General features: G+C 64.2%; 16 protein-coding genes. 10 read left to right on the top strand and 6 right to left on the bottom strand.

What is annotated here, in order from left to right:
- Positions 1 to 127 precede the first annotated feature (127 nt).
- The 6 genes from hemF to rng are packed head-to-tail and all read left to right on the top strand — an operon-like array spanning position 128 to position 4,874.
- Positions 128 to 1,087 carry an oxygen-dependent coproporphyrinogen oxidase gene (gene hemF, locus QCE73_RS04540; protein ID WP_309879958.1) on the top strand — a complete coding sequence of 320 codons (960 nt, stop codon included), beginning with the start codon at positions 128 to 130 and terminating at the stop codon, positions 1,085 to 1,087.
- On the top strand, positions 1,078 to 1,788 hold the full coding sequence (locus tag QCE73_RS04535; RefSeq protein ID WP_309879957.1) for a nicotinate-nucleotide adenylyltransferase: 711 nt from the start codon (positions 1,078 to 1,080) through the stop codon (positions 1,786 to 1,788). The genes hemF and QCE73_RS04535 overlap by 10 nt, the downstream gene beginning before the upstream one ends.
- Positions 1,789 to 1,790: 2 nt before the next feature.
- The gene (gene rsfS, locus QCE73_RS04530; RefSeq protein ID WP_035510410.1) at positions 1,791 to 2,243 is read left to right on the top strand and encodes a ribosome silencing factor; all 453 of its coding nucleotides are present in this window, start codon (positions 1,791 to 1,793) and stop codon (positions 2,241 to 2,243) included.
- 14 nt (positions 2,244 to 2,257) lie between these two features.
- The gene (rlmH, locus tag QCE73_RS04525; protein ID WP_035510408.1) at positions 2,258 to 2,728 is read left to right on the top strand and encodes a 23S rRNA (pseudouridine(1915)-N(3))-methyltransferase RlmH; all 471 of its coding nucleotides are present in this window, start codon (positions 2,258 to 2,260) and stop codon (positions 2,726 to 2,728) included.
- Between the two features lie 54 nt (positions 2,729 to 2,782).
- Positions 2,783 to 3,397 (top strand): Maf family protein, encoded by a 615-nt coding sequence (locus QCE73_RS04520; protein WP_309879956.1) that lies wholly within the window; start codon positions 2,783 to 2,785, stop codon positions 3,395 to 3,397.
- Between the two features lie 7 nt (positions 3,398 to 3,404).
- Positions 3,405 to 4,874 carry a ribonuclease G gene (rng, locus tag QCE73_RS04515; protein WP_309879955.1) on the top strand — a complete coding sequence of 490 codons (1,470 nt, stop codon included), beginning with the start codon at positions 3,405 to 3,407 and terminating at the stop codon, positions 4,872 to 4,874.
- A gap of 72 nt (positions 4,875 to 4,946) precedes the next feature.
- On the opposite strand, the gene msbA is transcribed toward rng, so the two are convergent.
- The 4 genes from msbA to waaC form a co-directional block, all read right to left on the bottom strand.
- Positions 4,947 to 6,731, bottom strand: coding sequence for a lipid A export permease/ATP-binding protein MsbA (gene msbA, locus QCE73_RS04510; RefSeq protein ID WP_035510394.1), 1,785 nt, complete (start codon positions 6,729 to 6,731; stop codon positions 4,947 to 4,949).
- Between the two features lie 93 nt (positions 6,732 to 6,824).
- Complete coding sequence (locus QCE73_RS04505; protein WP_051627239.1) at positions 6,825 to 8,135, bottom strand: O-antigen ligase; 1,311 nt, start codon at positions 8,133 to 8,135, stop codon at positions 6,825 to 6,827.
- Between the two features lie 150 nt (positions 8,136 to 8,285).
- On the bottom strand, positions 8,286 to 9,428 hold the full coding sequence (locus tag QCE73_RS04500; RefSeq protein WP_309879954.1) for a glycosyltransferase family 4 protein: 1,143 nt from the start codon (positions 9,426 to 9,428) through the stop codon (positions 8,286 to 8,288).
- On the bottom strand, positions 9,425 to 10,393 hold the full coding sequence (waaC, locus tag QCE73_RS04495) for a lipopolysaccharide heptosyltransferase I (RefSeq protein WP_309879953.1): 969 nt from the start codon (positions 10,391 to 10,393) through the stop codon (positions 9,425 to 9,427). Before waaC ends, QCE73_RS04500 begins: the two co-directional genes overlap by 4 nt.
- A gap of 265 nt (positions 10,394 to 10,658) precedes the next feature.
- On the opposite strand from waaC, the gene QCE73_RS04490 reads away from it, so the two are divergent.
- Complete coding sequence (locus QCE73_RS04490; RefSeq protein ID WP_309879952.1) at positions 10,659 to 11,420, top strand: glycosyltransferase family 2 protein; 762 nt, start codon at positions 10,659 to 10,661, stop codon at positions 11,418 to 11,420.
- Between the two features lie 36 nt (positions 11,421 to 11,456).
- Here QCE73_RS04490 and dnaE read toward each other — a convergent pair whose 3' ends face one another.
- Positions 11,457 to 14,990: a DNA polymerase III subunit alpha gene (gene dnaE, locus QCE73_RS04485; RefSeq protein WP_035510385.1), complete on the bottom strand. Its 3,534-nt coding sequence runs from the start codon at positions 14,988 to 14,990 to the stop codon at positions 11,457 to 11,459.
- Between the two features lie 210 nt (positions 14,991 to 15,200).
- Between dnaE and QCE73_RS04480 the strand changes: the two genes are divergently transcribed.
- Positions 15,201 to 16,064, top strand: coding sequence for a sulfurtransferase (locus tag QCE73_RS04480; RefSeq protein WP_309879950.1), 864 nt, complete (start codon positions 15,201 to 15,203; stop codon positions 16,062 to 16,064).
- A gap of 7 nt (positions 16,065 to 16,071) precedes the next feature.
- Complete coding sequence (gene gluQRS, locus QCE73_RS04475; RefSeq protein WP_309879949.1) at positions 16,072 to 16,941, top strand: tRNA glutamyl-Q(34) synthetase GluQRS; 870 nt, start codon at positions 16,072 to 16,074, stop codon at positions 16,939 to 16,941.
- Positions 16,942 to 17,006: 65 nt separating this feature from the next.
- Here gluQRS and QCE73_RS04470 read toward each other — a convergent pair whose 3' ends face one another.
- The gene (locus tag QCE73_RS04470; RefSeq protein WP_238210217.1) at positions 17,007 to 18,491 is read right to left on the bottom strand and encodes a DEAD/DEAH box helicase; all 1,485 of its coding nucleotides are present in this window, start codon (positions 18,489 to 18,491) and stop codon (positions 17,007 to 17,009) included.
- Here QCE73_RS04470 and QCE73_RS04465 point away from each other — a divergent pair.
- Positions 18,490 to 18,843: a hypothetical protein gene (locus QCE73_RS04465; RefSeq protein WP_309879948.1), complete on the top strand. Its 354-nt coding sequence runs from the start codon at positions 18,490 to 18,492 to the stop codon at positions 18,841 to 18,843. The two genes, QCE73_RS04470 and QCE73_RS04465, sit on opposite strands and share 2 nt — an antisense overlap.
- Positions 18,844 to 18,900: the final 57 nt, after the last annotated feature.

The following is an 18,900-nucleotide window of genomic DNA, read 5'->3' as shown; positions in this document are numbered from 1 at the left end:
GCGGCTTGCGCCGCATGAGCCGACGCGCTGCCGGACCTCGTGTCCGGCAGCGTGCTTTTCAGAGTTCCGAGACGAAGGGTTAACCCCCGCCCATTCATGGCCGCCTACAGGGCGCACGCAGCAATCGATGAGTGAACCGAACCGCAGCGCGGAACAACACAACGAACACGACGCAGCCCACGATATCGCAGCCGTCCGCGATTATCTGACGGGCCTGCAGACGCGCATCGCCGATACCCTCGGCGCCTTCGACGGCACCGCCTTCGCCACCGATGCCTGGACCCGCGAGCCCGGCGCGCATCTGCGCGGCGGCGGCGTGACGCGCATTCTGGAAGGCGGCGAGTTTTTCGAGCGCGGCGGCATCGGCTTCTCGGACGTGCAGGGCGACGCGCTGCCGCCTTCCGCGAGCGCGGCGCGTCCGCAACTCGCGGGACGCGGCTTCGAAGCGCTCGGCGTGTCGCTCGTGATGCATCCGCGCAATCCGCACTGCCCCACCGTGCACATGAACGTGCGCATGCTCACCGCGACGAAGCCGGGCGAAGCGCCGATCTTCTGGTTCGGCGGCGGCATGGATCTCACGCCGGTCTACGGCTACGAGGACGACGCGCGGCATTTCCATCGGGTCTGCCGCGACGCGCTCGATCCGTTCGGCGCGGAGCTGTATCCGCGCTTCAAGACGTGGTGCGACGAGTATTTCTATCTGAAGCATCGCAACGAGCAACGCGGCATCGGCGGCATTTTCTTCGACGACTTCTCGGAGCCCGGCTTCGAGCGCTCGTTCGCGATGATGCGAAGCGTCGGCGATGCGTTTCTGAAAGCGTATCTGCCGATCATCGAACGCCGCCGCGACACGCCGTATTCGGCGCACGAGCGCGAGTTTCAGGCGTATCGGCGCGGGCGCTACGTCGAATTCAATCTCGTGTTCGATCGCGGCACGCACTTCGGCCTGCAAAGCGGCGGACGCACGGAATCGATTCTGATGTCGATGCCGCCCGTCGCGAACTGGCGCTACGACTGGCAACCCGAGCCCGGCACGCCGGAAGCGCGGCTCTACGAAGATTTCCTGGTGCGGCGGGAATGGCTGTGACCCCGGCCGCATCGGCTCGCGCGTCGTGCGCCAAGCGCGTCGGCCTGTTCGGCGGCACCTTCGATCCGATCCACAACGGGCATCTCGCGCTCGCGCGGCGTTTCGTCGAGTTGCTGCGACTGACCGATCTCGTGCTGCTGCCCGCCGGTCAGCCGTGGCAGAAGGCAGGCGTATCGGCGCCGGAGCATCGGCTGGCGATGACGCGGGCGGCGGCGGCATCGCTCGAACTCGACGGCGTGCAGGTCATCGTCGCCACCGATGAAATCGATCGCCAGGGCGACACCTATACCGTCGACACGCTCGCCCGCTGGCGCGAGCGCGAAGGCGCGGACGCATCGCTTTCGTTGCTGATGGGCGCGGATCAGCTCGTCAAGCTCGACTCGTGGCATCAATGGATGCGGCTCTTCGACTACGCGCATGTCTGCGTGGAGACGCGCCCCGGCTTCGATGTCGCGACGCTTCCGGCGGTGGTCGCGGCGCAAGTGCAAAAGCGCGCCGCGTCGCCCGAAACACTGCAAGCGAGCCCGCACGGTCACGTGCTCATCGACGAGACGCTTCTCATCGACGTATCCGCCACGGCGATCCGCGAGGAAGCGCGCACGATGACAGACGAACACGATGCCCGCGCGCAGGCCCGCGATCACGTCCCATCGGCTGTATGGGACTATATTGTTCAACATCACCTGTACCAGACACGGTAACCATGGAACTTCAGAAGCTTCAACGCGCGATCATCGACGGTCTCGAAGACGTCAAGGCGCAAGACATCAAAGTGTTCAACACCACCCATCTGACGTCGCTGTTCGACCGCGTGGTCGTGGCGAGCGGCACGTCGAACCGGCAGACCAAGGCAATCGCCAATAGCGTGCGCGAGAAGGTCAAGGAAGCCGGCGGCGATATCATCAGCACGGAAGGCGAAGAGATCGGCGAATGGGTGCTGGTCGATTGCGGCGACGCGGTCGTTCACATCCTGCAACCCGCGCTGCGCCAGTACTACAACCTCGAGGAAGTCTGGGGCGACAAACCCGTGCGTGTGAAGCTGCAAAAGCCGAACATGTTCGGCGGCGCGAACGTCACCGCCGACGAAGACGAGGACGAGGAAGACGACGCACCCGCGATCAAACGTCCCGCGCGCAAGACCACGCGCAAGCACTGAAGCCGCTTCATTCGATGAAGCTGGTCATCCTCGCCGTCGGACACAAGATGCCCGACTGGATCACGAATGGCTTCGACGAATACGCGAAGCGCATGCCGCCCGAACTGCGCATCGAGCTGAAGGAAATCAAGCCCGAGCAGCGCTCGTCGGGGCGCAATGCCGAAAGCGTGATGGCGGCCGAGAAGCAGCGCATCGAAGCCGCCTTGCCGAAGAACGCGCGCGTCGTCGCACTCGACGAACGCGGCCGCGACTGGACCACGATGCAACTCGCGAACGCCCTGCCCGGCTGGCAGCAGGATGGGCGCGATGTCGCGTTCGTGATCGGCGGCGCGGACGGGCTCGACCCGGCCGTGAAAGCGCGCGCCGAGCTGATGCTGCGCATATCGAGCCTCACGCTCCCGCATGGCATGGTGCGCGTGCTGCTCGCCGAACAGCTTTACCGCGCGTGGAGCATCACGCAGAATCATCCCTATCATCGCGCGTGAGGCTTTTTCGATGTCGGATCGAATGCCGTGCGCGCCATTCGAACTGACTTCAAGATGCCGACTCATCCCTTCGTTTATCTCGCGTCTCAAAGCCCGCGCCGTCAGGAGCTGCTGCGTCAGCTCGGCGTGCGGTACGAACTCCTCCTTCCCCGTCTCGATGAAGACGCCGAAGCGCTCGAAGCCGAGCTGCCGGGCGAATCCGCCGATGCGTATGTCGTGCGCGTCTGCGCGTTGAAGGCGCACGCGGCGCGCGCGCGGCTCGTTGCGGGCGGTCATGCGAGCGCGCCGGTGCTCGTCGCCGATACCACCGTGACCATCGACGGCCTGATCCTCGGCAAGCCGCAGCACGAAGAAGACGCCGTCGCGATGCTCGAACGCCTCGCGGGCCGCGAGCACGAAGTGCTGACGGCGCTCGCCGTCGTCGATGCCGATGGCGCGCTGCTCGAACCCGCGCTCTCGCGCTCGACGGTGCGCTTCGCACGCGCCGATCGTGCTGCGCTGCAACGCTATGCGGCGTCGGGCGAGCCGCTCGGCAAGGCGGGCGCGTACGGCATACAGGGACGCGCGGCGGAGTTCATCGAGCGAATCGACGGGTCCTATTCGGGTATCATGGGTTTGCCCCTTTTCGAAACAGCAGCACTCTTGCGCGTGGCGCGCGTCGCATTCTAAACAGGCCATGAACGAAGAAATCCTGATCAACGTCACACCGCAGGAAACCCGCGTCGCACTGGTTCAGCAAGGCGCCGTTCAGGAACTTCACGTCGAGCGCACGCTTTCGCGCGGACGCGTCGGCAATGTCTATCTCGGCCGTGTCGTGCGTGTCTTGCCGGGCATGCAGTCCGCGTTCATCGATATCGGCCTCGAACGCGCCGCGTTTCTCCATGTCGCCGATATCTGGCATCCACGTATCGCGGGCGAGCCGCATTCGTCGGCGCCGCATGTGCCGATCGAGAAGATCGTCTTCGAAGGGCAGTCGCTGATGGTGCAGGTCGTGAAAGACCCGATCGGCACGAAGGGCGCGCGGCTGTCGACGCAGGTGAGCATCGCGGGACGCACGCTCGTGTATCTGCCGCAGGAGCCGCATATCGGCATCTCGCAGAAGATCGAGAGCGAGGCGGAGCGCGAGGCCGTGCGCGCGCGCCTGACGGCCGTGCTGCCCGCCGACGAGAAAGGCGGCTATATCGTGCGGACCATCGCCGAAGACGCGACGAGCGAAGAACTCGCGGCCGATGTCGCGTACCTGCGCAAGACCTGGGCGACGATTGTGGCTCAGGCGCAGCGCGTACCGCCCACTACGCTGCTCTATCAGGATCTGAATCTCGCGCAACGCGTACTGCGCGATTTCGTCAACGACGAGACCACGCGCATGCAGGTCGATTCGCGCGAAACGTATCAGATGCTCGCCGACTTCGCGGCGGAGTTCACGCCGGCGGTGGCACCGCGTCTGCATCACTACACCGGCGAGCGTCCGCTATTCGATCTGTACAACATCGAGACGGAGATTCAGCGGGCGCTGTCGCGGCGCGTCGATCTCAAGTCCGGCGGTTATCTGATGATCGACCAGACCGAGGCGATGACGACCATCGACGTCAATACGGGCGGCTATGTCGGCGCGCGCAATTTCGACGACACGATCTTCAAGACGAACCTCGAAGCGGCGCATACGATCGCGCGGCAACTGCGACTCCGGAATCTCGGCGGGATCATCATCATCGATTTCATCGACATGGAGAATGTCGAGCACCGCGATCAGGTTCTGTGGGAACTGAAGAAGGCTTTGTCGCGGGACCGGACGCGCGTGACGGTGAACGGGTTTTCGCAGTTGGGGCTCGTGGAGATGACGCGAAAGCGCACGCGCGAGTCACTCGCTCATGTGTTGTGCGAACCGTGCCCGATATGCGAAGGCAAGGGTCAGGTGAAGACGCCGCGCACCGTGTGCTATGACGTGCTGCGTGAAATCATGCGCGAATCGCGGCAGTTCAATCCGCGTGAGTTTCGGGTCGTGGCTTCGCAGCAGGTGATCGATTTATTTCTCGAAGAAGAATCGCAGCATCTGGCTATGCTGATGGATTTCATCGGGAAGCCGGTTTCGTTGCAGGTGGAGAGTAATCTTAGTCAGGAGCAGTATGACATTGTGTTGATGTGACCTCTGCGAAAACCTCGCCCCATGCGCATTGGGGCGAGATCCACAACCTCGAAGCCAACCCGCCTTCGCCCCTCACGCCGCCTGCTGCTGATACTGAATCCGATGCAAGTGGGCATACAACCCATCCTTGCGCAACAACTCGGCATGACTGCCCTGCTCCGCGATCTTCCCCGCCTCCATCACGAGGATGCGGTCCGCGCGCTCGATCGTCGACAACCGATGCGCGATGACGAGCGTCGTGCGTCCCTTCATCAGCGTTTCGAGCGCCGACTGCACGTGCCGCTCCGATTCCGAATCCAGCGCCGACGTCGCTTCGTCGAGAATCAGGATCGGTGCGTCTTTGTAGATCGCGCGCGCGATCGCGAGACGCTGACGCTGTCCACCCGACAGCCGCATGCCATTGCCGCCGATAAGCGTATCGATGCCATCCGGCAGCGACGCCACCACCTCCGACAGATTCGCCGCAACGAGCGCCGACATCACGCGATCGCGATCCGGCGTCTGACCATACGCGACGTTCGCCGCGATCGTATCGTTGAACAGCACGACGTCCTGGCTGACCATCGCGAGCTGACTACGCAGATCGTGCAGGCTGTATTCGTTGACCGGCACGCCATCGACGAGCACGTGACCGGCGCGCGGATCGAAGAAGCGCGGTAGCAGATTCACGAGCGTCGTCTTGCCGCTGCCCGACGGGCCCGCAAGCGCGATCATCTCGCCCGGTGCAACCTTGAACGACACGCGATCGAGCGTCGGCCGGTCGATGGAGCCGTAGCTGAACGTCACGTCGCGGAATTCGACTTCGCCGCGTGCGCGCGGAAGACGGCGCCCGCCGCCCTCGGGCTCGGCCGGTTCGTCGATCAGGCCGAAGATCAGTTCCGCCGCGGTCACGCCGCGCTGCATCGGCTGATTGATGTCGATGAGATGCTTGAGCGGCGAAATCACGAGCAGCATCGACGTGACGAACGCGACGAAGCCGCCGACGGTCGTCTGATCGTGCGCCGACTGCACGACCGCGATCGTCAGCACGATAGCCAGCGCGATCGACGCGAGAAACTGCGTGAGCGGCTGTGCGAGCCCGCCGGACACCTGCATGCGCATCGAGTAGCCGCGCAGGCGATGGCTCATCTCCGAAAAGCGGTCGATCTCGTAGCGCTCGCCGTTATGTACCTTCACGACCTTGTAGCCGCCGACCGTCTCCTCGACGACGTACGACAGTTCGTTCGTCAGCGCCTGATGCTCGCGGTTCAAGCGGCGCAGACGGCGGTTGATCTTGCTGACGAGCCAGCCGATCGCGGGCAGGATCACCGCGACGATCAGCGTGAGGCGCCAGTTGAGAATGAACAGATAGCCGAGCAGGAACACGACCGTGAGCGAATCGCGCACGAGCGTCACCACCACGCTCGACAGCACGTTCAGGATCTGATTCACCTCGAAGACGATCGCGTTGATGACCGTGCTCGCGGTCTCGCGCTGAAAGAAGCCCGCGCTCGTGTGAATCATGCGGTGGAACATTTCGAGCCGCAGTTGCAGCAGGATCTTGTTCGTCACATAGGAGAGGAAATAGCCGGACGCGTACTGCGCCGCGCCGCGCACGAGCGCAAGCCCCACGACGGCGAGCGGCACGAGCCAGCGCGCGTGATCGCTGCCTTTCGAGCCGAAGCCGTGATCGAGCAGCGGTTTGAGCAGCATCGGAATGCCGGCCTCGCTCGCGGCAACGATGCCCATCGTCGCGATGCCGAGCAACGCCATGCCGAGCAGCGGACGGATGTACGGCCAGAGCCGCTTCAAAACGGCCATTGGCGACGAGACGTCGGTGCCGCCGATCGTCTTGCGCAAGGTTGCCTGTTTATTCAAGAGGTGATCTCCTACTCGCCGCACTCGTCGGCTGCCCTGCGCGTCGAGCAGTCTCGCTCGCTCATCGCCCGGGCGCCCGGCGGCTACAGATAGTCAGTTTGGAGCCGCGCCCGCGCTCGACGCGCGGGACTGGCTCTCGCGGCGGGGCGCCGCGGCAAGCAGTATTCCAACGAGAAAGACCAGCAAGTTTCCTTCCGTGAAATTGAGCAGCAGCGAGTTCGCGCAACATCCCAATGCGAACGCGAACAGATAGCCGATTGCGACGCCTCGCTCGGGCGCGGCAAGCTGGCTGCATTCTAGCGCGAGCGTGATGAACAGCGCGACGAGCAGCGCCACGCCGACGACGCCCAGTTGAACGCCCATCAGCAGGAACTCGTTGTGAGGATTGCCGATCATGACGAAATTCGCGCCTGCGTTCGCGCTCTGGAGACGCTCGAACTCCGTGCGCACGCTGCCGGCGCCGTATCCGTAAAAGGGCCTGTGCGCGATCAACTCGATGCTGCGCCGATAGTACTCGTATCGCAGGCCCATCGACGTGACTTTGTTCTGCGTCTCGAACTGGGTGATTTCCTGCGCGGTGCCGGCCAGGCGCGAGTCTTTCGCGTACAGCACGAACGCCGCGATGCACACAGCGATCATGATCGCGCCCACGCCGGCGATCCAGCGCGAGACCTTGTCGTGTTTGCGGAACTGAACGGCCTGCATGACGAGAAAGATCGCCATGTAGAAGATCGCGACGACCTGACCCGTGCGGCCCTGCAGCACGAAGAGGACATTGCCCATCGCCAGCAGCGAAACCAGCGCGAGCAGGATCCTGGCAGTCCGGTTGCGCGTCGTGCCCGCCAGCGACCAGGACTGACACACGAGAAACGCCATCATCAGGCCGCCGGAAATGTGGTCCTTGAACACCCACGGTTTCGAGACGGGGTCCGTGCCGTGTCGCGGCCCGACCGCGGTCCAGCCAAGAAAATTGGTGTAAGTCAGCACCATCGAGAGGACGAGCGCGGCGAACAAGCCCCACGTCGCCAGGGCCGACCATTTCGTGCGTTCGCTGTCGGCGAAGACGAGAATCAGCAGCGGAATGAAGAGGAGCTTCCGATACTTCATCAGGAAGTCGATTGCCTCGCTCGTCGGCGCGGCCGTGTACGCGACGCTCAACGCCAGCGCGACGAAGAGCGCGAGCGCGATAACCGCCGCACGCGAGCGCTTCCACAGCCCGCCCGCCCGCCGCCACACTTCCGGCGACGTCAGCGCGAACACGGCGCACGCCGCCGAGCCCAGATTGACGCCCGCCGTCGAAATCGGCACGAGCCAGAGCGTGACAACCGCGAACCACTTCGCCGCGATCAACTGGTAAGAGTCAGGACCCGACAAGCTCGTATTCCAGATCCGTGTGATTTCCATAGTGTCGTAAAGATGCCGTGCGCGCTCATCCGAGCGTTTTCGTTGCGCCTCGATGAGCGCCGTTGTTCAGTCGCTGCCGCCCAGACCGTTCGCGAAATACCCGACTCCGCGCAGAAAAGCAATATTGGGATGCAGTGTACGCGTACGCCGTCAGGCGCCGCGCGCCGCGCCGCCCTGCCGATAGACTTCTTCAGTGTCCGCGATGAAGCGCTCGTCCGAAAACTCGTGGACTGCTCGCTCGCGCGCTCTTGCTCCGATGGCCGGCAATCGATCGCGCCCGGCGATGATCGTCTGCAGCAGCGAAGAAAGGCCCGCGGTGTCGCGCGGTTCGACGATCCAGCCATCCACGCCGTCGTCGATGTTTTCCGGCAAGCCGGCGTAGCGCGACACGATCACGGGCTTGCCCATCGCCATCATTTCCCGGCACGCGAAGGATACGGTTTCGATCGCATAGGACAGCACGAAACCGATGTCGAACGACGCGATCACATTCGGCACGTCCTCGACGAATCCCGCGACATGCACGCGACCGCTCATGCCGAGCGCCTCGATTTGCTGGCGCTGCTCGGCGTTCGGCTCGACGCCCGCCACGACCACCATCACCTCGTCGCGCAGCGGTTCGGGCAGTGCCGCCACCGCCTCGATCATGCCCATGGTGCCTTTGTACCAGTCGAAGCCGGTCACGGTGCCGATCACGAGCCGGTCGCCCGCGCGCGGCCCGAGCAACGCGCCGCGCTGTAGCGCCGCCGCCTGCGGATCGCGCGGCGCATAGCGGTGGACCGTATCGATGCCGTTCTTGATGACCGTGACGGGACAACGCCCGTACACCGACTCGCGCATCAGTTGCGCGGTCGAGTCCGAGACGGCGATGACGTCGTCGGTGGCGCGTGTCGCTCGCAGTCTCGTCAGAAAATCGTGCTTGATTCGGATCGAGTTGTGCTTCGTCAGGACGATTCGCGGACGCTTTCCCTTCCACGCGAGCATGACGAGCATCACCAGCCGATGATCCGGCGATCCATTCACGTGAATGACGTCGAAGCGCTCGCGTTCGAGCAGACCCCGCAGCGCGCGATATTCTCCGGGCAGCTTCGCGAGATCCTTGAACTTCGCGGAAAAGTCGATCGGAAACGCCGTGACGCCGGGCAACGCGCCCGCCTGCATGAAGAGACGGCTCGTGGCCGGCGCCGCGACGAAGATCCGATGCTGCGGCGACAACGCCTGCGCGATGGCAAGGATATAGGTATCGTGACCGCCGCCCCGGCCGCGGTGGAAGTTAGTCAGAAGAATTTTCAAGCCGGTTTCCTTACATGCTCGATGGCGTCGAGCGCTTCGGCGACGGAGGGCGGCCTGCCGTCGTCGCCGATCGAAATGCACAAGTCCGGAATGTCGATGCCGAAAAGCGGACGCGACGTCGCGCTGAAGATCATCACGGTCGGCCGGCGCAGCGCGCTCGCGAGATGCACGAGGCCGGTATCGGTTCCAACGACGAGCGCGCTCAACTGGATACACTGCGCGAGCTCGACGACCGACATCTTCGGCAGCACATGCGCGCCGGGCACGCCTTTCGCGATGGCTTCGGCGTTGTCGCGCTCGGCATCGGTGCCCCACGGCAGCAAAGGCGTCACGCCACGTTCGACGAGCGACTGTCCCACCGCGATCCAGTTCGCGACGGGCCACTTCTTCTCTTCCTTCGACGTCGCATGAAACAGCAGCGCATACGGCGCGTGCCTGACCGTCTCGGGCGGCACGGCGGGTTGAGGCACGGTGAGAACGATCGACGGAACGGGTTCGATCGGATAATCGAGCGCTTCGCTCAGCGCGCGGCGCATCCCGTCCCATGCGTTCCTGTCGTGGCGCGGCGCGAATCGGTCGGAATAGGCGAATGCGGCGCCGCGTTCGCCGAGATTGACGTTGTCGTAACCGAAGCGGCGTTTCGCACGGGCGAGAAACGAGATGATGGCGCTCTTGTAGACGCCGTGCAGATCGAAGACCGCATCGTAGCGTTCGCGGCGCAGTTCCTTGATCGACGCCCAGATCGCCGCGAAATCCTTCGCGCTGCGCGTTTTCTTGAAGCGTCGCAATGGCGCATACAGCACACGGGAAATCCCGGGATTCCAGCGCAATATGTCCGCGAATGCCTCATCGACGGCCCAATCGATCTGCACGCCCGGAAACGCGCGATGCAGGTCCGCGACGACAGCCTGTGCCTGGATCACGTCGCCCATCGAAGTGACCTTGACTACTAAGATTCGCTTCATTCAGAAAATTGCGGGAAAGCCCGTTGCGACCGTGGTGAGAATTGCTTTCGGAAAGTGAATCCGGAACGTGGCGCCACGAGAGATATGCGATAGCAAGCGCTATGACCGTCTCGCGCATTTCCCGTCCGGGCTCTTGCGACAAGACTGATGTGTGACATTATACAGTCCCCGTTCTCCTGAAACCGGCTATCACGGGGCCAATCGGCGGGTCGCCGGGGCGAAACTCGTCTCGCTGCCGCCCGCGTCAGGCATACCGCCCAGCAAAATGAACCGACCCACACTCGGCATCGCTCTCATCACCTACAACGCGTCTGCGCGGCTCGCGCAGTGCCTGCAATCGGTCGCCTTCGCGGACGATATCGTCGTGGTCGACGGCGGCAGCACCGACGGCACGGCCGAGATCGCGCAGGCGCACGGCGCGCGCGTGCGGATCGAGCGCGACTGGCCCGGCTTCGGGCCGCAGAAAAATCGCGCGCTCGACGCGCTTTCCACCGACTGGATCCTGTCCATCGACGCGGACGAGATCGTCACGCCGGAGCTCGCCGCGGCCATTCGCACGGCCATCGATACGCCGCGCGCCGATGTCTGCACGGTCGACCGGCTTTCGAGCTTCTGCGGCGAATGGGTCAGGCATAGCGGCTGGTATCCCGACCGCCTGGCGAGGCTTTTTCGACGTGGCGCGGCGCGCTTCTCGGATGACCTCGTACACGAGCGGCTGGTCTTCGACCCGGCGACGCCCGTTGCCCGCCTCGAAGGCAAGCTGCTTCACTACTCGTACGAAGACTTCGAGACCGTTCTGCGCAAGCTCGATGCGTACTCCAGCGCAGGCGCGCTGCAACGTCATTCGGCTGGCAAGCGTGGCAGCCTGGGGACCGCCGTGACGCGCGGACTATGGGCGTTCGTGCGCACCTACTTTCTGCGCCAGGGTTTTCTGGACGGCCGGACAGGCTTCATGATCGCGGTGTTCAACGCTCAAACCGTTTACTACCGCTTCCTGAAGCTCGCCCGCCTCAACGACACGCGCTGACAACGCAGCCGGCATGCCGAGGCACGCCGGTGCGCATCAGTAGACGATTTCGATCGCGCTGCCCGCGAATTCACCGCGCAGCGCCGTGATGAGTTCGTCGGTCGGCTTCACGCGCCACGCGTCGCCGAGGCGCACTTCGCCTTCGGCATGCTCGCTGCGATAGACGATGCTCACGTTCAGCCCGTTCGGAATGGGCGCGCTCTGACGCGAACGGCCGTTATCGCGAGCGGGCGGCGCGGCAACGGGCGCCGGCGCTTCGGCGCCCGCAGCATGCGCTTCGAGCACGCGGCGCAGGCGCAACGCATCGGCATTGCCGTTCATCTCGACCTTCACGGACTGCGCATAGCGGCTGCGCGCGCGCTCGAGGTCCATCGCCGTATCGACGGTGAAGCGGATGCCCCCCGTGAACGCGTCGTTGCGCGCCTGACCTTGAACGACCAGCAGTTCGTCTTCCTTGAAGAGCGCCTTGTTCGCCTCGAACTGCTCGTTGAAGACGGTGACTTCGCACTGCCCGCTGCCATCGTCGAGATTGACGATCAGCATCTTGCCCCGCTGCGTCATCTGCGTGCGCATCGCCGAAATGACGCCCGCCACCAGCTTGTCGCGCCCTTCCTTCAGTTCGCCGATTTTCTGGCGCACGAAACGGCGCACTTCGCCCTTGTACGCATCGAAGAGATGGCCCGAAAGATAGAAGCCGAGCGCGGTCTTCTCTTCCTGCAAACGCTTCTTGTCCGACCACTCGGCTTCGTCGACGTACTCGTGTTTCGCGAGCGGCGCGTCGCCCATGTCGAAGAGACCGGCTTGCATCGCGTTCGCGGCGGCCTGATCGGCGGCTTCCATCGCGAGCGGCACCGATGCGAGCAGTTGCGCGCGATTCGCGTGCACCGTGTCGAACGCGCCCGAGCGGATCAGCGCTTCCACCGTGCGACGATTCACGACACGACGGTCGATGCGCTCGCAGAAATCGAACAGATCGACGAACGGGCCGTCCTCGCGCGCGCGCAGGATTTCCTCGATCGCGTTCTGTCCGCTGCCCTTCACCGCGCCCAGACCATAGCGAATGGTTTTCGAGCGCTTGCCGTCAGGTTCCGCGACCGGCTCGAAGCGATACGCCGAGCGGTTGATGTCCGGTGGCAGCACCGCCATGCCGTTCGTGATGCAGTCCTCGAAGAGGATCTTCACCTTGTCGGTGTCGTCCATGGCGAGCGACATGTTGGCCGCCATGAATTCCGCCGGATGATGCGCCTTGAGCCACGCCGTGTGATACGCGAGCAACGCATAGGCGGCCGCGTGCGACTTGTTGAAGCCGTAGCCGGCGAACTTCTCCATCAGGTCGAAGGTTTCGTCGGCCTTCTCGCGCGTGAGGCCGTTCTTCGCCGCGCCTTCCGCGAAAATCTCGCGATGCTTGGCCATCTCCTCGGGCTTCTTCTTGCCCATCGCGCGACGCAGCAAGTCCGCGCCGCCGAGCGAGTAGCCGCCGATGATCTGCGCCATCTGCATCACCTGCTCCTGGTAGACCATGATGCCGTAGGTCTCTTTCAGAACAGGCTCGACGCGCGGGTCCGGATATTCGACGATCTCGCGTCCGTGCTTGCGCGCGCAGAAGCTCGGGATCAGGTCCATCGGGCCCGGACGATACAGCGCCACGAGCGCGATGATGTCCTCGAAGCGGTCCGGCTGCGCGTCCTTCAGCATGCCTTGCATGCCGCGGCTTTCGAGCTGGAACACGGCGACGGTGTTCGCTTTCTTGAGGATCGAGAACGACGCCGGATCGTCGAGCGGCACCTGCGCGAGATTCCAGTCCTTCTTCGACGGATCGAGCCGGCGGATATAGCGCTCGGCCCAGTCGAGAATGGTGAGCGTGGTCAGGCCCAGAAAGTCGAACTTCACGAGGCCGACGGCTTCAACGTCGTCCTTGTCGTACTGGCTGACGACGCCGCCGTCTTCGCCCTGCGTATAGAGCGGGCAGAAATCCGTGAGCTTGCCCGGCGCGATCAGCACGCCGCCCGCGTGCATGCCGACGTTACGCGTGAGCCCTTCCACGCGCTGCGCGAGTTCGAGCAGCTGATGCACTTCGTCTTCGTTGTCGAAGCGTTCCTGAAGCGCCGGCTCTTCCTTCATCGCATCCGCGATGGTCACGTGCTTGCCGGGCTTGAACGGAATCAGCTTCGCGATGCCGTCCGTGAACATGTAGCCGAGATCGAGCACGCGGCCGATGTCGCGCACCGCGGCCTTCGCGGCCATCGTGCCGAAGGTGGCGATCTGCGAGACGGCATCCGCGCCGTACTTGCCCTTCACATACTGGATGACGCGGTCACGCCCTTCCTGACAGAAGTCGATGTCGAAGTCGGGCATCGACACGCGTTCCGGATTCAGAAAGCGCTCGAACAGCAGGTTGTAGCGCAAAGGATCGAGGTCGGTGATGCCGAGCGCATACGCGACCAGCGAGCCCGCGCCCGAACCGCGGCCCGGACCGACCGGCACGCCATTGTTCTTCGCCCACATGATGAAGTCGGCGACGATCAGGAAGTAGCCCGGAAAGCCCATCTTGATGATCGTGCCGCACTCGAAGTCGAGGCGCGCGTAATACGTTTCGCGCTGCGCTTCACGTTCGGCGGCATCGGGATAGAGCTGTTGCAGACGGACTTCGAGACCTTCCTTCGACAACTGCACGAGGTAGTCGTCGAGCGACATGCCATCGGGCGTCGGGAAAAGCGGCAGCTTCGGCTTGCCGAGTTCGAGCGTCAGATTGCAGCGCTTGGCGATCTCGACGGTGTTCGCGAGCGCCGACGGAATATCCGCGAAGAGCGCGCACATCTCGTCCTGCGTGCGGAAAAACTGATCGTTCGTGAAGCGTTTCTGACGACGCGGATTCGCGAGGATATCGCCTTCGGAAATGCACACGCGCGCTTCGTGCGCGGTGTAGTCGTCGGGCGTCATGAACTGCAGCGGATGGGTCGCGACCACGGGCAGCTTCAGCTTCGCGGCGAGCCTGACCGCTTCCTGAACGTAAGCCTGCTCGCCCGGCTGACCCGCGCGTTGCAATTCGATGTAGAACGCGTTCGGAAAGAGCGCCGCCCAGCGCTCGGCATTGCGTTGCGCGGCGGCTGCATTGCCCGCCGCGAGCGCCATGCCGATATCGCCCGTCTGCGCGCCCGAGAGCGCGAGCAGTCCAGCGGCCAGTCCTTCTTCGAGCCATTCGACCATCACCTCGGCGCGGCCGCGATACTGGTTCGTGAGCCACGCGCGGCTCAAAAGTTCGCACAGATTGAGATAGCCCTCTTTGTCGCGCACGAGAAGAAGGAGGCGCGCGGGCTTGTCGCGATCGGCGGGATTGGTGATCCAGACATCACAGCCCGCGATGGGCTTGACGCCATTGTCGCGCGCTTCCTTGTAGAAGCGCACGAGACCGAACGCGTTGCCGAGATCGGTCAGCGCGAGCGCGCCTTGTCCGTCTTTTGCGGCAGCCTTGACGACGTCGTCCAGCCGCACGATGCCATCGGCAATCGAGAATTCGGAGTGGACGCGGAGATGAACGAAGCGGGGATCTGACATGGCGGTATTGTACATGCGGGACATACGCGAAATCGGGCGCGGCGATCGCGTTGGCCGAACGGATAAGGCCCGCGCGCACGCCCGAAATTGCGCACGCGCAAAGCGAGGCGACGCGGCGGATCGAATCCGGGAGAGCCACGCGCCGTTTGCGGGATAATACGTGTTTTGTGCGCGATTCATCCGCGCACTTTTTACTCGTTACAGCCGTTTGCGCGTCATTCGATCATGAGCATTCTGAACCTCTCCGCCTATAAATTCGTCACCATCGAGGACGGCCCCGCGTGGCGGCCGCTCGTCACCGAACGCTGCAACGCGCTCGGCCTGAAAGGCACGATTCTGCTGGCGCCGGAGGGCATCAACCTTTTCATCGCGGGGCCGATCGCCGAAGTCCGCGAATTCATCGACTACATCCGCACGGATGCGCTCTTCGGCGGCCGTTTCACCGATCTGCAGTTCAAGGAAAGTATTTCCGCGAAGCAGCCGTTTCGCCGCATGCTGGTGAAGCTCAAGCGCGAAATCATCACGATGAAGAAGCCCGCGATCAGGCCGGAACTCGGCCGCGCGCCGTCCGTCGATGCGCCCACGCTGAAAGCCTGGCTCGACCGCGGCCACGACGACGAAGGCCGTCCGGTCGTGATGCTCGACACGCGCAACGCGTTCGAAGTGGATGTCGGCACGTTCGACAACGCGCTCGACTACCGCATCACGAAATTCAGCGAGTTTCCCGAGGTGATCGAGCGAAATCGCGCGGATCTGCAGGACAAGACCATCGTGTCGTTCTGCACCGGCGGAATCCGCTGCGAAAAGGCCGCGATTCACATGAAGGAAGTCGGCATCGAGCACGTGTATCAGCTCGAAGGCGGCATTCTGAAGTATTTCGAGGAAGTGGGCGGCGCGCATTACACCGGCGAATGTTTCGTGTTCGATTACCGCACGGCGCTCGATCCGAGCCTCCAGCCCACCGCGACCGCGCAATGCTTCGGCTGCCGCGCGGTGGTGTCGGTGGAAGATCAGACGTCGCCGTTCTATACGCCTGGCGAGACGTGCCCGGCCTGCCATCCCGACGCAAAGGTCAGCCGCGCGGCTTAAGCGCTCGATGTCTTATCGCGGCCGCTTCGCGCCCTCGCCCACCGGTCCGCTGCACGCGGGTTCGCTCGTCAGCGCGCTCGCGAGTTTTCTCGATGCCCGCGCGCACGGCGGAAGCTGGATCGTGCGCATCGAGGATGTCGATGCCCCGCGCACGGTGCCCGGCGCCGCCGATGAAATCCTCGCGACGCTCGCGCATTTCGGCATGCATTCGGACGAAGCTCCGGTCTGGCAGAGCGCACGCGGCGATGCTTATCAGGCCGCGTTCGAACGCCTTCAGACGGCGGGTTTCATCTATCCGTGCGGCTGCACGCGACGCGAAATCGCGGATTCGCTGGTGCACGCGCATGCGCGCCACGCGACGCTCGCCTATCCGGGAACATGCCGCGACGGCCTGCACGGCAAGCCCGCGCGCGCATGGCGGCTGCGTGTGCCGGATGGCGATGCGGCGGTCGTTACGTTCGTCGATCGCTGGCAAGGGCCGCAAGCGCAGAATCTCGCGACGGAAGTCGGCGATTTCGCGTTGAAGCGCGCGGACGGGCTGTGGGCTTATCAACTCGCGGTCGTCGTCGATGACGCCGACGCCGGTATCACGCATATCGTGCGCGGCGCCGATCTCCTCGATTCGACCGCACGGCAAATCTATCTGCAGCAGCGCCTCGGTGTGCCCACGCCGGCTTATCTGCACGTTGACGTCGTCAACAACGATGCCGGCGAAAAACTGAGCAAGCAGACGGGCGCGGCGCCGCTCGATCGGCACGCGCCGCTCGAAGCGCTCGTCGAGGCGGCGAGGCATCTCGACATCCGCGTTTCGGCCCATTCGCTCGACACGTTCTACAGCGCCGCGACGGCCGAATGGGCGAAGCGCTTCGCGCGCTAAATTCATCGCCATTAAGCAAAAAAGGCAGCCGCAAGGGCTGCCTTTTTTCATTCGGCTTCAGGAAATCACGACGACTTGCGCGGCATTCCCAGCCCGCCGAGCAATGCCGCGAGCGGCTGCTTCGGCGCGCTCTTGCGCTCGGGTTCGACCGTTTCCTCGTGACGCTTCATCGCCGACGGCGACGGCTCATAAGGCTTCAGGAAGAACTCGTCGACGGGCTGCTGACGGCCGCGCGGACGATCGTGCGCGCCCGCCGGACGGCGGCGCGAGCCGGACTCGTCGCGTGACGCATGCCGATGCTCCGTGCGCTCCGGACGGCCGAAGCGCTCATCGCGGCGCGGCGCCGATCCGTCGTGGCGCACGCGCGTCGTCACCTGGAGCGATTCGACTTCGAGCGGACGCTTGATCAGCTTCTCGATGTCGGCGAGTTGCTTGCGCTCGTTCGCGCTGCACAGCGACAGCGCGTCGCCCGACGCGCCCGCGCGCCCGGTTCGGCCGATACGGTGCACGTAATCTTCCGCGTTGAACGGCAGATCGAAGTTGATGACAGCCGGCAATTCGGCGATATCGAGACCGCGCGCGGCGACGTCGGTGGCGACGAGCGCCTCGATCTCGCCGCGCTTGAACGCGTCGAGCGCCTGCATGCGTTCGCTCTGCGTGCGGTCGCCGTGGATCGCCGTCGCCACGATGCCGTCGCGCTCCAGCACGCGCGCCAGCCGGCTCGCGCCGATCTTGCTGTTGCAGAACACGATCACCTGCTTCAGTTCGCGCTCGCGAATGAGTTGCGCGACCGCGCCGGACTTGTCGCTCTCGTGCACCTCGAAAACGATCTGGCGCACGTTGGTCGCGGTCGAATTGCTGCGCGCGACTTCGATCGTCTGTGGATTGCGCAGATACGTCGAGGCGAGCTTCTTGATTTCGGGCGAGAACGTGGCCGAGAACAGCAGCGTCTGACGCTCCTTCGGCAACAGATTCAGGATGCGCTGCAGGTCGGGCAGAAAGCCCATGTCGAGCATGCGGTCGGCTTCGTCGAGCACGAGCATCTGCACCTGGCCGAGATTGACCGTCTTTTGCTGTACGTGATCCAGCAGGCGTCCGGGCGTCGCGATCAGGATCTCGACGCCGCGGCGCAGCGCGTCGGACTGCGGATTCATGTCGACGCCGCCGAACACCACCGTGCTGCGCAGCGGCGTGTGCTTCGAGTAGGTCTGGACGTTGGCGGCGACCTGGTCGGCGAGTTCGCGCGTCGGCGTGAGCATCAGCGCGCGCACCGGATGGCGCGCGGGCGATGCGCTCGTGTTTGCCGACGGCAACAGGCGCTGGATGATCGGCAGCGAGAAGCTCGCGGTCTTGCCGGTGCCGGTCTGCGCGGCGCCCATGACGTCGCGGCCCGCGAGGACGACCGGAATCGCCTGCGCCTGGATCGGCGTGGGCGTGGTGTAGCCGGACTCGCTCACCGCTTTCAGGATGTCGGCGGACAATCCGAACTGGTCGAACGTCGACGCGTCGGCCCCTGCGGTGGACGTGTTCGTGGCGGCGGAATCGGACATGGTGACTATATTGGCTTTCGCTAAAGTGCCGCTCGATGCGGCGCGCGTAAAAAATCGGTCGAATCGTTCGGTCGAACGTCGCGACCGCTTGCTTACGCGGATGGGTTTCGTTGGCGCACGCGGCGCATCAAACAGGCACACAGTGCGCGCTGCACGGGGCGGCCGGTATCGAGCCTGCGCTCAGATGGGACACGGCTTCGATGACGCCTTGAAGGCAAGCGGCATCCCCGATTTTCTGAGCGGCGGTTCGCTCGAGGCCCGTGTACCGCTCAGCCGGCATCGAACGGCGATGCCGAAAATCCGGAATTCGGACCGGCTGCAATTTCCACAGCCGGAAAGCCGCACATTGTAGCACCGCGCGCGAGTGCGTTCCCGCGGCGCGAAAGCACGACCAGACCGCGCTCCGGCA

It is taken from the genome of Caballeronia sp. LZ029 (assembly GCF_031451275.1).
GTDB lineage: Bacteria > Pseudomonadota > Gammaproteobacteria > Burkholderiales > Burkholderiaceae > Caballeronia > Caballeronia jiangsuensis.
The sequence above is the reverse complement of the archived record's forward strand: the minus strand, read 5'-3'. Positions and strand labels throughout refer to the sequence as shown.